This is a genomic window from Thermosynechococcus sp. HN-54 (genome assembly GCF_023650955.1).
Lineage (GTDB): Bacteria > Cyanobacteriota > Cyanobacteriia > Thermosynechococcales > Thermosynechococcaceae > Thermosynechococcus.
Window position 1 is genome coordinate 2351904 of record NZ_CP098039.1, and the last position, 13393, is coordinate 2365296.

The 13393-nt window shown below is 54.0% G+C and carries 12 protein-coding genes; 9 read left to right on the forward strand and 3 right to left on the reverse strand.

All coding sequences use genetic code 11. The features are described 5' to 3' along the window. Window positions 1-14: 14 nt before the first annotated feature. Window positions 15-1904 carry a hypothetical protein gene (locus NBE99_RS11550; protein ID WP_250682202.1) on the reverse strand — a complete coding sequence of 630 codons (1890 nt, stop codon included), beginning with the start codon at window positions 1902-1904 and terminating at the stop codon, window positions 15-17. A 221-nt stretch (window positions 1905-2125) separates the two neighbouring features. Between NBE99_RS11550 and NBE99_RS11555 the strand changes: the two genes are divergently transcribed. The 5 genes from NBE99_RS11555 (at window position 2126) to NBE99_RS11575 (ending at window position 7844) form a co-directional block, all read left to right on the forward strand. Beyond that, window positions 2126-3064, forward strand: a complete 939-nt coding sequence (locus NBE99_RS11555) for a DMT family transporter (protein ID WP_399371082.1) — start codon at window positions 2126-2128, stop codon at window positions 3062-3064. A gap of 62 nt (window positions 3065-3126) precedes the next feature. Then, entirely contained in the window at window positions 3127-3915 is a 789-nt protein-coding gene (gene cpdA, locus NBE99_RS11560) for a 3',5'-cyclic-AMP phosphodiesterase (RefSeq protein ID WP_250682204.1), read from the forward strand. Between the two features lie 69 nt (window positions 3916-3984). Next, entirely contained in the window at window positions 3985-5670 is a 1686-nt protein-coding gene (locus NBE99_RS11565; protein ID WP_250682205.1) for a B12-binding domain-containing radical SAM protein, read from the forward strand. Window positions 5671-5787: 117 nt separating this feature from the next. Continuing rightward, window positions 5788-6132, forward strand: coding sequence for a helix-turn-helix transcriptional regulator (locus NBE99_RS11570; RefSeq protein ID WP_250682206.1), 345 nt, complete (start codon window positions 5788-5790; stop codon window positions 6130-6132). 80 nt (window positions 6133-6212) lie between these two features. Then, complete coding sequence (locus NBE99_RS11575; RefSeq protein WP_250682207.1) at window positions 6213-7844, forward strand: CTP synthase; 1632 nt, start codon at window positions 6213-6215, stop codon at window positions 7842-7844. Here NBE99_RS11575 and NBE99_RS11580 read toward each other — a convergent pair. Together NBE99_RS11580 and NBE99_RS11585 are read right to left on the reverse strand one after the other, a co-directional pair. Then, window positions 7827-8084 (reverse strand): FeoA family protein, encoded by a 258-nt coding sequence (locus NBE99_RS11580; RefSeq protein WP_250682208.1) that lies wholly within the window; start codon window positions 8082-8084, stop codon window positions 7827-7829. The two genes, NBE99_RS11575 and NBE99_RS11580, sit on opposite strands and share 18 nt — an antisense overlap. 8 nt (window positions 8085-8092) lie before the next feature. Continuing rightward, window positions 8093-10270 (reverse strand): CHASE2 domain-containing protein, encoded by a 2178-nt coding sequence (locus tag NBE99_RS11585; protein WP_250682209.1) that lies wholly within the window; start codon window positions 10268-10270, stop codon window positions 8093-8095. Between the two features lie 414 nt (window positions 10271-10684). On the opposite strand from NBE99_RS11585, the gene NBE99_RS11590 reads away from it, so the two are divergent. The 4 genes from NBE99_RS11590 to NBE99_RS11605 all read left to right on the forward strand — a co-directional run bounded on the left by NBE99_RS11590 (window position 10685) and on the right by NBE99_RS11605 (window position 13367). Then, window positions 10685-11725 (forward strand): LysR family transcriptional regulator, encoded by a 1041-nt coding sequence (locus NBE99_RS11590; RefSeq protein ID WP_250682210.1) that lies wholly within the window; start codon window positions 10685-10687, stop codon window positions 11723-11725. Window positions 11726-11831: 106 nt separating this feature from the next. Next, entirely contained in the window at window positions 11832-12101 is a 270-nt protein-coding gene (gene rpsO, locus NBE99_RS11595) for a 30S ribosomal protein S15 (RefSeq protein WP_149821602.1), read from the forward strand. A 5-nt stretch (window positions 12102-12106) separates the two neighbouring features. Further along, window positions 12107-12568 carry a PAM68 family protein gene (locus tag NBE99_RS11600; protein ID WP_250682211.1) on the forward strand — a complete coding sequence of 154 codons (462 nt, stop codon included), beginning with the start codon at window positions 12107-12109 and terminating at the stop codon, window positions 12566-12568. A gap of 241 nt (window positions 12569-12809) precedes the next feature. Next, window positions 12810-13367: a methanogen output domain 1-containing protein gene (locus tag NBE99_RS11605; protein WP_250682212.1), complete on the forward strand. Its 558-nt coding sequence runs from the start codon at window positions 12810-12812 to the stop codon at window positions 13365-13367. Window positions 13368-13393: the final 26 nt, after the last annotated feature.

Genomic DNA, 13393 nt, shown 5'->3' on the forward strand with positions numbered 1-13393 from the left:
ATGGCAGGCGATCGCTAGGGGGTAGCGGTTGGTTCGGGTTCCGCTGGTGGCGGTTGAACCGGTGTCGGCGTAGGGGCAGCCGTGGCTTCAGGGATTGGTGAAGGACTGGCAGGGGCAGCCGTGGTTTCAGGGGTAGGCGTGGGAGATGCCTCAGGGGTTGGCGAGGGCGTCACTGCTTCTGGCGTGGGTGTTGCTGGGGGAGCGGATTCTGGCTTGATTACTGGTTCAGAGGGACTTTCCGAGGGACTAGGGGGGCTTTCCCACCAAGTGGGAGTTGGCGCTGCCTGTTGACGTTGGCGCACCGCTAGTTCGTAATCCCACTGCCAAATTTTGTTTAGGGCTTCACGGTAGAGGGCGCGATCAGGCCCAATTTGCTCAGCCGTGCGAATGGCCTCCTCCAACTTGCCTTCCCGTGCTAGGCGAATCGCCCGATCCAGAATAGGACGATCCTCAATTGCCTCCAGTTTTTCCTGCCACTCATTGCGGTAGTTGGCCACCACTGGAGCGAGCACTGCATTGTCAGGAAAGTGTTTGAGCACCCCTAGGGCGGCTTGATACTGCTTCCGTTCTGCAAGGGCGATCGCTGCATGGAGCAGGGGCTGCTCATCAATCGTGCCGAGATCCCGTTGCCAAAGGGCAATCAAACCTTGAGCTTGACCCCGTTTCGGCTGACCAAGGGGTACCTGCTGGGCTTGAGCAATGGCCAAGGCATACCCCCAGCGCAAACGGGAGTTGGCGAGCCATGTGGCCCACTGAAGATGCTGCTGGTTGCGCAACTGCTGCTGCCATGTCTTGAGGTAGGCTTGAGCCGATTCATAGAAGGGATCCGTGGTGGGAATCTGCTGCACGCGGGCGATCGCCTCCCAGTAGCCCAAAACCGTTCCCTTAGCCGCAAGGGCTTTGGCCTGCCCCAAGATCACAATCGGGCGATCATGGTAGGAGACATCGAGGGCTGGGGCAATTTTTTCAATCAGTGCCAAGGCACCCTCGCGATCGCCGGCCGCTAGGCGTTCTTCAGCGTACACAAACACTTCGGGAATCCAACGACGAATATCCGCCTGAGCTTGGGAATAGACAACCGCCTCTGGGGGAATTTTCAGAGCCAGCATGACCGCCTCCGCCAGTTCATTGGCCGTTAACCACGCCGCCAAATCCCGTGCCTGTACCAGTTGTACCCACGCATCCTGTTCTTGGGAGATGCGCACCGAGAGCTTTTGTGCCTGTTCGCGCCAGTAGTCGGTGCCCAACTGATTCATCAATTTCACTTGTAGTAATGCCAATCCCCAATCTTGCTGGCGCAGCGCCGCCTCAGCCGTGGCCAACAAGTTTCCACCTTCTCCCACATTCGTTGCCGTCAGTAGCTCTTGGGCTTGGGAGTAGCTCGCTGCGGTGGTGGGGATTTTTTTGAGGAGCAGCGTTGCCAGTTCGATATTGCCTTGGCTCAACTGTTGGCGGGCAATCACGAGTAGGGCGGCTGACCATTCATCCATGCGCCGCTTAGCTTGGGGAAAAAGGGGGTGATCTTCTGGCCACTGACTGACGGTTTCAATGGCTTGAGCGAGAGAGGGTAAGTTGCCGTGGAGGGCTGCTTGATCGGCACAGTAGAGGCGATCGCCATCACTCATGACGAGGCCGGGGTGACGACAATCGGGCAAGGGGGGTAAAACCAATAGCCAAGCACTGGCGGTCATCAGGGTTGCCCCAGAGATTAAAAAAGGGAGCAGCCAAGGCCAGCCCTCGTAGGCCATGAGTCGTTGGCGATAGGCTTGCCAGCGGGAGGGAATAGATTCAGTAGCTGTTGTCATCACGGGGGCGATCGCTAGCTCCGCTGACTTAGGAACCCGCCGGAACCACCGTTGCCAAACCTCTAGTGCTTTCATTTCCTGCTGCGGCTCCTCACCCACTGCCTGAAGCTTCCCTAGGATGCTAGGGAGGTCGTTAGAACTTGTTATAGCAAATCAACTTGGCAATTCCCTCCTGAAGTTGCCGTTTCCCACGGCAGGATTATAATTTAAGGATACGAATCGCAATAATCCTTAACATTTCTCCTGATTTTGCAACGCCTGTGACCGCACTCTGGCAACGCTTGATTTTAATCTCCCCCTTTTTCTTTTGGGGAACTGCCATGGTGGCCATGAAGGAGGTCATGCCCCATACCTCACCGCTGTGGGTTGCCGGCGTGCGCCTAGTGCCCGCAGGGCTGCTTGTTTTAGCGGTGGCGATCGCCCTCGGTAAACCCCAACCCAATAGCTTGCGGGCGTGGGGATGGATTAGTCTGTTTGCCCTTGTGGATGGCCTTTTATTTCAGGGGTTTCTTGCCACCGGCTTATCCAAAACCGGGGCAGGTCTGGGGTCAGTGATGATTGATTCGCAACCCCTTGCGGTGGCATTGCTGTCGCGCTGGCTGTATCAAGAGCGGGTTGGCGGCTGGGGCTGGCTGGGGCTATTCCTTGGGTTACTGGGCATTAGCGGCATCGGTCTAGGAGATGATCTCATCACCCTGCTCCATCAACCCACCGCATGGCAAGGCATTCCTTGGGGACAGTGGTGGCAGCGAGGCGAACTGTGGATGCTGTTGGCAGCCCTTTCGATGGCGGTGGGGACAATTCTCATGCGTCCCTTGGCACGCTATGCGGATCCCGTTGTGGCTACAGGCTGGCACATGGTCTTGGGTGGGTTGCCGCTATTGCTCTTGCCGAGCCTGAATACGCCTGCGCCTTGGGCAGACCTACACTGGTCAGATGTCCTCAACCTTGGCTATGCCACTCTCTTTGGCAGTGCTCTGTCCTACGGTGTCTTTTTCTATTTCGCTGCTCAGGGGAATCTCACCAGTCTTAGTGCCCTGACATTTCTCACCCCTGTCTTTGCCCTTACCTTTGGTCATTGGATCTTGGGGGAAACGCTGAGTCAAGTTCAGTTGGTGGGGGTGGGTCTGACGCTCATGAGCATTTACATCATCAATCAGCGCCAAGTCCTAGGACGTTGGTGGCAACAACTTCCCTTGCCCACACGCTTGCGTGAATCGGCAACCTCGGTCAGCGTTAAAGTAGTCGATCAAAAGTAGTCGATCAACCTCAGTCAAATAGGTCAGTTTCCTGCCCAGCGTCCCCACACCCCAGCGAGTCTATGAATGATCCCTTTCACCTGATCCAGTTATCAGATCTCCATTTATTTGCCACCGATGAAGGCAGACTCCTTGGCTTGCCCACAGCACAATCCTTAGCAGCGGTTCTAGCAGCCATCCGCAATCGTTTTCCTGCTGACGCCTTGCTACTCACAGGAGACTTAGCCCAAGAACCCGTCGCTGCTACCTACGAACGGTTGGCCACCGCCTTTGGGGACTTTACCTGCCCCGTATATTGGATTCCCGGCAACCATGATGAGCCAAGGGTAATGCTGCCGGCGCTTGAGCATCCGCCGTTGAGGGGCGATCGCCAGATACCACTTGGCGCTTGGCAGGGCATTTTGCTGAATTCTCAAGTTGATGGCAAAGTCCATGGTGAATTCAGCACCGAGACCCTCAATTGGCTGGATGAACAGTTAGGGGCTGCGAGCGATCGCCCCACCTTAATTGCACTACATCATCCCCCCTTTGAAACGGGCGCCCCATGGCTCGACAGTAGCCGGCTGCAAAACCCTGAACAATTCTTTGCTGTATTGGATCGCCACCCTCAAGTCAAACTCGTCCTCTTTGGCCATATCCATCAGGAATTTGCCACGGAGCGGCAAGGGGTGACGTATTTGGGCTGCCCCTCCACCTGTATCCAGTTTTTGCCCCTTGCCCCTGAATTTTCCCTTGAACCCATTGGCCCTGGATTTCGTCAGCTGTGGTTGCATCCCGATGGCACATTTAGAACCCAGATTGAGCGCGTAGAGATACCGCTAACACTGGACTTCAGTGCCAAAGGCTACTAAAACCTAGGCGATAGCTGCATTTGTAGGCTATACCTAATTAGAAGTTTGCGTAGGTAGGAGTGGTAGGTCATGAACCTGAGTCGGAACACTGAGGAGCTGAAAACGGTTCCCGAAATGACCGGCGGTCGAGTCCCCTATACCCCCCGCAACCATCGCCGCATTCTCTGCATTTTTCCCCGCTACAGTCGCTCCTTTGGTACGTTTCACCACGCCTACCCCCTCATGGGCACTGTCCGGGCGTTTATGCCCCCCCAAGGGATTCTTCTCGTGGCTGCCTACCTACCGCAATCTTGGGACGTGCACTTTATTGATGAAAATGTCCAGCCGGCAACCGAGGAGGACTACGCTTGGGCGGATATTGTGATCACCAGTGGCATGCACATTCAGCGGCCACAAATTTTAGAAATTAACGAAATTGCCCATCGTCACGGTAAACTCACTGCCCTTGGCGGACCTTCTGTATCGAGTTGTCCAGAATATTACCCTGATGTGGATATTCTCCACCTAGGAGAATTGGGGGATGCCACCGACAAGATGATTGCCTACTTTGATGAATATGGCAGCCAGCGTCCACCCCAGCAACTCATCTTTGAAACCACTGCCCGCTTGCCCCTGAGTGAATTTCCGGTGCCCGCCTATCAGCATGTGCGCATGGAAAACTATTTCCTCGGCAGTGTTCAATTTTCCAGTGGTTGTCCCTTTCGCTGTGAGTTTTGCGATATTCCTGAACTCTATGGCCGCAATCCCCGCCTGAAAACGCCGCAGCAGATTCTCAAGGAATTGGACACCATGCTAGCCTCAGGCAATCCGGGGGCGGTCTACTTTGTGGATGACAACTTCATTGGCAATCGTCGCGCCGTCATGGAACTGCTGCCCCACCTCATTGACTGGCAAAAAGCCAATGGCTACCCGCTGCAATTTGCCTGTGAAGCCACACTGAACATTGCCCAAAGCCCAAAACTTTTGGAAATGATGCGGGAAGCCTATTTCTGCACGATTTTCTGTGGCATTGAAACCCCAGAACCCGAAGCCCTCCATGCCATTCACAAGGATCAAAACCTAAGTATGCCGATTTTAGAGGCCGTGCAAACCCTCAATAGTTACGGCATGGAAGTGGTCTCTGGCATCATTATTGGTTTTGATACGGATACCCCAGAAACGGGCGATCGCATCCTTGAGTTTATTCGCGCCTCCCACATCCCCACCTTGACGATTAACCTGCTGCACGCCCTACCCCGTACACCTCTCTGGCGCCGCCTTGAAGCAGAAGGTCGCCTCAACCATGATGAAAATCGCGAGTCCAATGTCGAGTTCCTCATGCCCTACGAAGAGGTAGTGGAAATGTGGCGCCGCACCATCACAACCGCCTATGAACCGGAGTTTCTCTACGAGCGGTTTGCCTATCAAATGGAACACACCTATCCCAACCGCATTGCGGTGCCCAATAGCCCAGCTCGCCTCAGCCGCGAAAATATCCTGCGGGGACTGCGGATCATGAAAAATCTGCTCTGGCACGTGGGGCTTTGGGGCAGCTACCGCAAGACCTTCTGGAAACTAGCATGGCCCGCCTTGAAAAAAGGCCAAATTGAACAGGTGATCCACGTGGGTGTGGTCGGGCATCATCTGATTAACTTTGCCCAAGAATGTGCACGAGGGGATGAAGCGGCCTCCTTCTATGCCCAACGCCTGCGGCAAAAAAACACAACGGCCACCTCGCCCAAATCTGCCATCAAGTTACCAGTGAAACTGCGCTAACGCTCCTCACGGCATTCACCCTCCCTAGGGTGGGGTGATTTATTTACTTTACAGTCATATAATAGAATTACTAAGTTAAGTTATCTTGATCTGTGTCTCTAGTGTGCGATACCCCCTATGGTTGACCTCCCCTCCCCTGACTTGCTCACCCACGTTGCCGAGTATTTCAAAGTGCTGTCGGAACCGAGTCGCCTGCAAGTGCTCTGTGCCTTAAAACAGGGACGACGCAATGTCTCGGAGATTATTCAAGAGACGGGGTTGGGGCAGGCCAATGTCTCAAAGCACTTGAAAACTCTTGCTCAGGCTGGTCTGGTGCGGCGACAACCCCAAGGGGTTACCGTCTATTATGAAATTGCTGACCCGACGATCTTTCCGCTGTGTGATCTGGTGTGCCAGCGGCTGAGGCAGCGCATTGAGGAGCAATCCCAAGTCGTTAAGGAATTGGTGAATAATTTCTCCTAGGCGCCATGCCCCAATATGCGAGAATAGTTGCGTAGGTTTTGATGAGTATGCCCTCTGCGGCTTAGCACTAGCATTCAGCAATGACGAAATATGTTTTTGTGACTGGCGGTGTGGTCTCCAGTATTGGGAAAGGAATTGTCGCCGCTAGTCTGGGGCGCCTATTGAAATCGCGGCAGTATTCCGTGTCGATTCTCAAGCTGGATCCCTACATCAATGTGGATCCGGGCACGATGAGTCCCTTCCAGCACGGGGAAGTGTTTGTGACCGATGATGGTGCCGAAACGGATTTGGACTTGGGGCACTACGAACGCTTTACGGATACACCCATGTCCCGCCTCAATAGCGTCACGACGGGCTCCATTTACCAAGCCGTGATTAACAAAGAGCGCCGCGGCGACTATATGGGGGGAACAGTGCAGGTCATCCCCCACATTACGAATGAGATTAAAGAACGCATTCTGCGGGTGGCGAAGGACAAAAACCCCGATGTGGTGATTATTGAAATTGGGGGAACCGTTGGCGATATTGAGTCGCTGCCCTTTCTAGAGGCAATCCGCCAGTTTCGCACGGAGGTGGGGCGGCACCATGTGCTGTTTATGCACGTGACCTTGGTGCCTTGGATACCCTCAGCGGGGGAAATGAAAACCAAACCCACCCAGCACTCAGTGAAGGAATTGCGCTCCATTGGCATTCAACCGGATATTCTCATTTGCCGTTGCGATCGCCCCCTTGTCCCTGGCATCAAGGAAAAGCTCTCCCAATTTTGTGATGTGCCTGTGGAATGCGTCATTCCCTCTCCGGATGCCAAAAGTATCTATGAAGTGCCCCTGCTGCTTGAGCGCGAAGGCCTTGCCACTCAGGTCTTGAGTCTCTTGAACCTTGAACAGCGGCAGCCAGATCTCAGTCAATGGCAAGCCCTCGTGGAGCGGCTGTATCGCTCCCATACGCCCTTGGAGGTGGCCATTGTTGGCAAATATGTCCGCCTTAGCGATGCCTATCTTTCAGTGGTGGAAGCCCTGCGGCACTCAGCGATCGCCCTTGATCAAGAACTGCGTATCCGCTGGGTCAACTCGGAGGAAGTGGTTGAAAACGGGGTGGAAAATGCCCTCAGCAATGTGGCGGCCATCGTTGTGCCGGGAGGTTTTGGCATTCGCGGGGTCGAAGGGAAAATTGCCGCCATTCAATATGCCCGTGAGCAGGGGATTCCCTTTTTGGGGCTGTGCTTGGGAATGCAGTGCGCGGTGATTGAGTGGGCACGCCATATTGCGGGTTTAGAAAATGCCAACAGTGCTGAATTTGATGCCAATACCCCCCATCCCGTCATTCACCTGTTGCCCGAACAGCAGGACATTGTGGATTTGGGGGGAACCATGCGCTTGGGGTTGTATGCCTGCCGCTTAGCCCCCAATTCCCTAGCAGAAAAGCTCTACGGCGAAACGGTTATCTACGAGCGGCACCGCCACCGCTATGAATTTAACAATGCCTATCGCAGCCTCTTTTTGGAGACCGGCTACCAAATCACAGGCACGTCGCCCGATGGCCGTCTAGTGGAAATTATCGAGTATCCAGCGCATCCCTTCTTTATCGCAGTGCAGTTTCACCCGGAGTTCCGCTCCCGTCCCAATGCTCCCCATCCCCTCTTTTATGGATTGCTGGCGGCGGCAGCTAGGGGTTCCAACCGCGAGAATCCGCAGTTAGTCCCCAGTCTCTAGGCACTGAGCATCGTTCAGCGGTTCCACACGGATGGTGCTGGCATCGGTTGCCCGGATAGCGACATCAGTTAAGGTTCCCACGCGCACTGCCAATGTTTGACTCATGGGAGCACGCCCCATCAGGGTGACGGTTTGGCCAACGGTAAACCCCACTGCTGCAAGGCGCCGTTTCCAAGCGGCTGTCCCCTCAATGGCACTGATGCGTGCCGGCGTACCAAGGGGCAGTTCAGACAGCAACACAGGATGTCTCATGAAACAGAGGCAGCAGGAGTTCCTAAGCGTCGCATGTCCTGAAGGGCTTCCTTGGCAGAGGGATAGCGATCGCTAAAGTTAAATTTCACCATTTTATTCAGCACTGCCGCTAGAGCCTCACTGACTGTAACACACTGTTGCCAATCCACTTCACCCGTGCGCGGATCTCGTGGTAGATCACGAGGTTTAATGCCCGTCAAGGCTTGCAGCACAATCATGCCCACCGCGTAAATATCGCTGCTGAGGGTGGGCTGTCCAGAGAGTTGTTCGGGGGGAGCGTAGCCCATTGTGCCAATAACCACGGTGCTGCCTTGGGTTTTCTCCACTTCTTGGGGTTGAATTTGTTTCACCGCTCCAAAGTCAATCAGCACCAGCTTGCGATCGCTAGCACGGCGAATAATATTATCGGGCTTAATATCGCGGTGAATGACATAGTGACTGTGGACAAAACTCAGCACCTCCAAGATTTCCCGTAGGAGTTGAATGGCCTCAGCTTCCGTGTGTTTGCGTTTCAGTTCCTCACTTAGGGAAGCACCCTCAATAAACTCCTGTACGAGGTAGAATTCCTGATTTTCCTCAACGTAGGCGAGCAAGAGGGGAATTTGATCGTGGCGTCCTAGCTTCTCAAGAATTTCTGCCTCAGTATTAAACAGCCGCCGCGCCACCTGCATAAAGCGCTCGTCGGTGCGTCCCGGTCGCAAATGCTTGACCACACAGAGGGGATTTCCGGGTCGTTGGGTATCCTGAGCCAGATAGGTGCGACCAAAGCCCCCCGACCCCAATACTTTTTGGATTTTGTAGCGACCGCTGAGGAGAGAGCGGGGTTTGCCTGTAATTTCTGTGGGTTGCTGGAGCGCGGCATTGAGGGCTGCCGTGTCTTCGGCCATCAGCGATCGCAACAGCGCAAGGGCTTTTTCCTGCTCCTGCACTTTTTCTTTGAAGGATTTTTGCTCCTGCTGGGCTTGATAACTCACATAGCCAACCATGCCCACACTGCTGAGCACCAGAGCGATCGCCGGCGGCACCACTGGAATCCAGCCACTCCCCATCACAAAAATGCCAAACCCACCGCCAAAGAGGACAATGAGTCCCCCACCTACGGCTACACCCAACCACAGCGGTTGCCGCAACCACCAGCCAAGGACACTCCCCACCCCCGCCCACAGCAGGATCCACCCCAGCACCAGCGGCAGCGGCCAGTACCAAATGGGGTCTTCTCCGTCTAGCGCCGCACTCAAAAATTGACTCACCATTTGCCCATGGACAACCACCCCCGGCATTTGCTGGGTCACCGCATCACTGCCACTATAGGGAGTGAGAAAAATATCCTTGATACTCGGGGCAGACACACCAATCAAAACCACGCGATCGCGAATGAGGTCTTCGCTCACCCGCCCGGTCAGTACATCCGTCAGGGAAACCGTTGGTCCCACCGCTGTCCGCGAGCGGTACTTGAGCAGGGTTTGCATGCCGCGATCGTCGACCCCCACATAGCCACCGGCATCACTGGTGAGCAGGGGAAAATGGACATCATTGAGGGTCAAACCATTGTCATCCAGTTTGATGGTGTGTGTTGGATCCTGATCGAGGTAGCGCAGTGCCAGCATCAGGGCAAATGAAAAGGGCGTTGTACACCGCTGTGCCTTGGGATTGCTGATCACAAACAGATTGCGGCGAATAACGCCATCATTATCGAGGGGAATATCGGCAAAGCCCACCCGTTCCGGCACCTGTGCTGTGGCAATACTCGGTGGCGGTGGCACTTCCGGTTGCTCGGCGGTTTCACCCGTTGATTTGCACACCGGGATAATACGGGGATTGATGCGAATCATGTTTTGCAGCGCCTCGTGGCCAGGAGGATGGGGCAAATCGCGGAAAATATCAAGGCCAATGGCACGAGGGCTAGCCGCATTGAGACGGGTGAGTAGATCGGCCACCGTGGCATCCGGCAGCGGCCACGTTTTTTGCGCTTGAATATCCTGCTCAGTGATCAGCACGGTCAGGATGCGTGGATCAGGATCGCGGGCGGGTTGCGATCGCACATAAAAATCATAAAGACCGAGTTCTGATGGCTGTAGCAGTCCCAGTTGGCGAACGCCAATTACCACAGCAGCCACTCCCAGCGTGGTTGCAACTATAGGCATCGGCAGCCACTTTGGCCAGACGTAGGGCACGATTTCAACTCCTCGGGCAAGGGGGCAGCAGCGCTCTTAGCGCATCGCTAGACCGATTTTAGCGAAGGCAAATCCGCCTTGTTCCCAGCTATTGCGGCTCCGTAACAATGCGTGGGTTTATCCTAGGGCTGGACGATGAACGACTGGGCAGGCGTCTGGCGAACAGCGAATCCAACGGTGTGGCTTCAGGGGTTGGCAGGGGCTGGCATAGTGCAATAATGTAATAAATTGCAACAAAATTCAGCGATCGTGAGGAGGAAACCCAACCCTTACAATGAGGTTTAGATGTGCTGTTTTAGTTCACTGGCACACCAAACTCAACTTTCTTTTGCGGGGATAGATATCAATTTGGGCATGATTCCTGATAAGTTCAGAAAAACGCCTCTTAGTGGCACGCCTACGGCCTCAATGCCTATGTCCGAACTGCCCTTTTCCCTTGATCAATTGCGCATCCTAAAGGCGATCGCCCTCGAAGGAAGCTTTAAGCGAGCCGCTGACAGCCTCTACGTCTCCCAACCCGCAGTCAGTTTACAGGTGCAAAACCTTGAGCGCCAACTGGATGTTCCCCTCTTTGATCGCGGGGGACGCCGCGCCCAACTCACCGAAGCCGGACAACTCCTACTGGCCTACGGCGATCAAATTCTCTCCCTCTGTCATGAAGCCTGCCGTGCCATCGAAGACCTGCAAAAATTGCAGGGAGGGACATTGATCATTGGGGCAAGCCAAACCACCGGCACCTACCTGATGCCTCGCATGATTGGTCTGTTTCGCAGCAAATATCCCGAAGTTGCTGTTCAACTTCATGTGCATTCCACCCGCCGCACCTGCTGGAGCTTGGTCAACGGCCAAATTGATCTGGCGATTATTGGTGGTGAAGTCCCCTCAGAACTCAGCGAGCAAATTACCGTCACCCCCTATGCCGAGGATGAACTGGCACTAGTATTGCCGGTGGATCATCCCCTAGCGGCCGCGGAAACCCTCACCAAAGAGGATCTGTACAAACTGAGTTTTATTGCCCTAGATGCCCAATCCACCATTCGCAAGGTCATTGATCAGGTGCTCCAGCGAGCCAACATTGACCCCCGCCGCCTCAAGGTGGAGATGGAGTTGAATTCCATTGAGGCGATTAAAAACGCCGTGCAGTCAGGCTTGGGAGCTGCCTTTGTCTCCATTTCTGCCATTGATAAGGAGTTACAACTGGGTAGCCTGCGGCGGATGCCGATCGAAAATGTCGTGGTGAAGCGCACCCTGTCGCTGATTACCAATCCCAACCGTTACCGATCGCGAGCGGCGGAGGTCTTTTGCCGTGAAATTCTCACCCAATTTGCCACCTTTAACATTGATACCGAACTGACAACGGCCAAAGCTCCCGTCTCCGATAGCGAAAAACCCCTTAAGGAACTGCTGACGATCGCCCCCATTGAGGAAAACAGCACTAATGTCAGTAATTCTTAGGACGGTGCAGTGGCAGCCAACGGGCAGAATGGTTGCGCTCAAAGGAGTTTATTATTTCAAAAGATCGGAGTATGATAATAGATCGCGCTGTTCATAACTGATGACCATGGCCCTGCAACACGACGTCAAACAAGAAATCATCAACACCTACCAGATCCACGGTACCGATACTGGCTCTGCGGATGTCCAAGTTGCCATCCTCACAGAGCGAATCAAGCAGCTTTCCGAGCATCTCAAGGCAAATAAAAAAGATCATGCCTCTCGCCGAGGGCTGCTGAAAATTATTGGCCGTCGCAAGCGGCTATTGGCCTATATCCATCGCCACGATGCCCAACGCTATCGCCAACTCATTGAACGTCTAGGAATTCGGGGTTAAAGACAATGGCAAAACGGTCGGATCTGCCTTTTGAGCCTAAAAAGAAAAAAGGAGCAACCAAGTCTGCCAAAGCTCTTGCCGCCGCAGCCGTCCGTTCTAATACCTCAAAATCCCCAGCCAAGCCAGCCAAAAGTACAGGCATTCCAGAAATTGTCAGCCAACGGATGGTTACCCGGATGGCCATCTTCTGCGGTACCCCCACTCTTTTGGGATTGATGACGTTTCCCCTCAGCTATTTCATTGTCCATGAGGGCTGGTTTAAGTTGCCCAATGTGGCCGTTGTCATCGCTAGTCTCGGTCTCTTTGGCCTTGGTGCGCTGGGTCTGAGCTATGGGATTCTTTCTGCCTCCTGGGATGAGCACGAGCAGGGAAGTTGGCTCGGTTGGCGAGAATTCCGTACCAATTTTGGTCGCGTTGTCGAGAGTTGGCAAGTCTATCAAGCCCAGCGATCGCAAAACGCCGAATAAGCGTGATCGTTGACTCGCGCATGCTCCTCTAATCAAGAAGATGTAAAGAATTCTTTACGGATTCTTATCATTCCCCGTGGCTTATTTACCATAGATTCATATAGTTACACCCTTTCGGTAACAACTGAGCACGGTTAGCAACACCTCAAAAGGGCTTCATGGCAACATCAAGTGCTCTAGGCATGACCAACGGAAAAGAGTGCTAAAGTCGCTTAAACCCTGTTCCCTTAGGACAACTCCTATGACAGCAACGGAAATGTTCCCAGTTGAGGCTCACATAAATGTGGGAAATCTGCCCATTGGCCTACAGTCCGCTAGCTTTCTGCAAAATTTGCTAGGATTAGTGGCAGAAACCCTTGAAGATGTTGTCGGGCTAGATGATGCCTCTGGGTTTATCGCCCTCGTGGGGCAGCAAATGGGCAATCAAATCAACGCTCTCTACACTCAAGCCCTTGGCGATCGCCCCCTTGATGCCAAGACGGTTGCTCAAATTCTTATTGACCTCAAAAATCGCATTGAAGGGGGATTTTTCCTGATTGAGCAGGATGAGGAACGCATTATTTTAGGGAATCAGCGTTGCCCCCTAGGCAGTGGTGTCGTTGGTCACCCCTCCCTGTGCATGATGACCTCGAATGTGTTTGGCGTGATTGTGGCGCACCATTTGGGCTATGCCAAGGTCTGTATTGAAGAGGCGATCGCTAATGGGGATCAAGGGTGCCGCGTGGTGATCTATACCCAACCTACTGCCGCTGCCTCAGCCGCCAAGGGGCGAGAATACTATCGCATTGAGCCAGTCTAAGCCAGTCAAGTACTTCATTCCAGCGG

What these genes read in the sequence shown, in the direction of transcription:
- NBE99_RS11555 (WP_399371082.1), top strand. Translation starts at nt 2,126, where the DNA reads ATGGTGGCCATGAAGGAGGTCATGCCCCATACCTCACCGCTGTGGGTT.
- cpdA (WP_250682204.1), top strand. Translation starts at nt 3,127, where the DNA reads ATGAATGATCCCTTTCACCTGATCCAGTTATCAGATCTCCATTTATTT.
- NBE99_RS11565 (WP_250682205.1), top strand. Translation starts at nt 3,985, where the DNA reads ATGAACCTGAGTCGGAACACTGAGGAGCTGAAAACGGTTCCCGAAATG.
- NBE99_RS11570 (WP_250682206.1), top strand. Translation starts at nt 5,788, where the DNA reads ATGGTTGACCTCCCCTCCCCTGACTTGCTCACCCACGTTGCCGAGTAT.
- NBE99_RS11575 (WP_250682207.1), top strand. Translation starts at nt 6,213, where the DNA reads ATGACGAAATATGTTTTTGTGACTGGCGGTGTGGTCTCCAGTATTGGG.
- NBE99_RS11590 (WP_250682210.1), top strand. Translation starts at nt 10,685, where the DNA reads ATGTCCGAACTGCCCTTTTCCCTTGATCAATTGCGCATCCTAAAGGCG.
- rpsO (WP_149821602.1), top strand. Translation starts at nt 11,832, where the DNA reads ATGGCCCTGCAACACGACGTCAAACAAGAAATCATCAACACCTACCAG.
- NBE99_RS11600 (WP_250682211.1), top strand. Translation starts at nt 12,107, where the DNA reads ATGGCAAAACGGTCGGATCTGCCTTTTGAGCCTAAAAAGAAAAAAGGA.
- NBE99_RS11605 (WP_250682212.1), top strand. Translation starts at nt 12,810, where the DNA reads ATGACAGCAACGGAAATGTTCCCAGTTGAGGCTCACATAAATGTGGGA.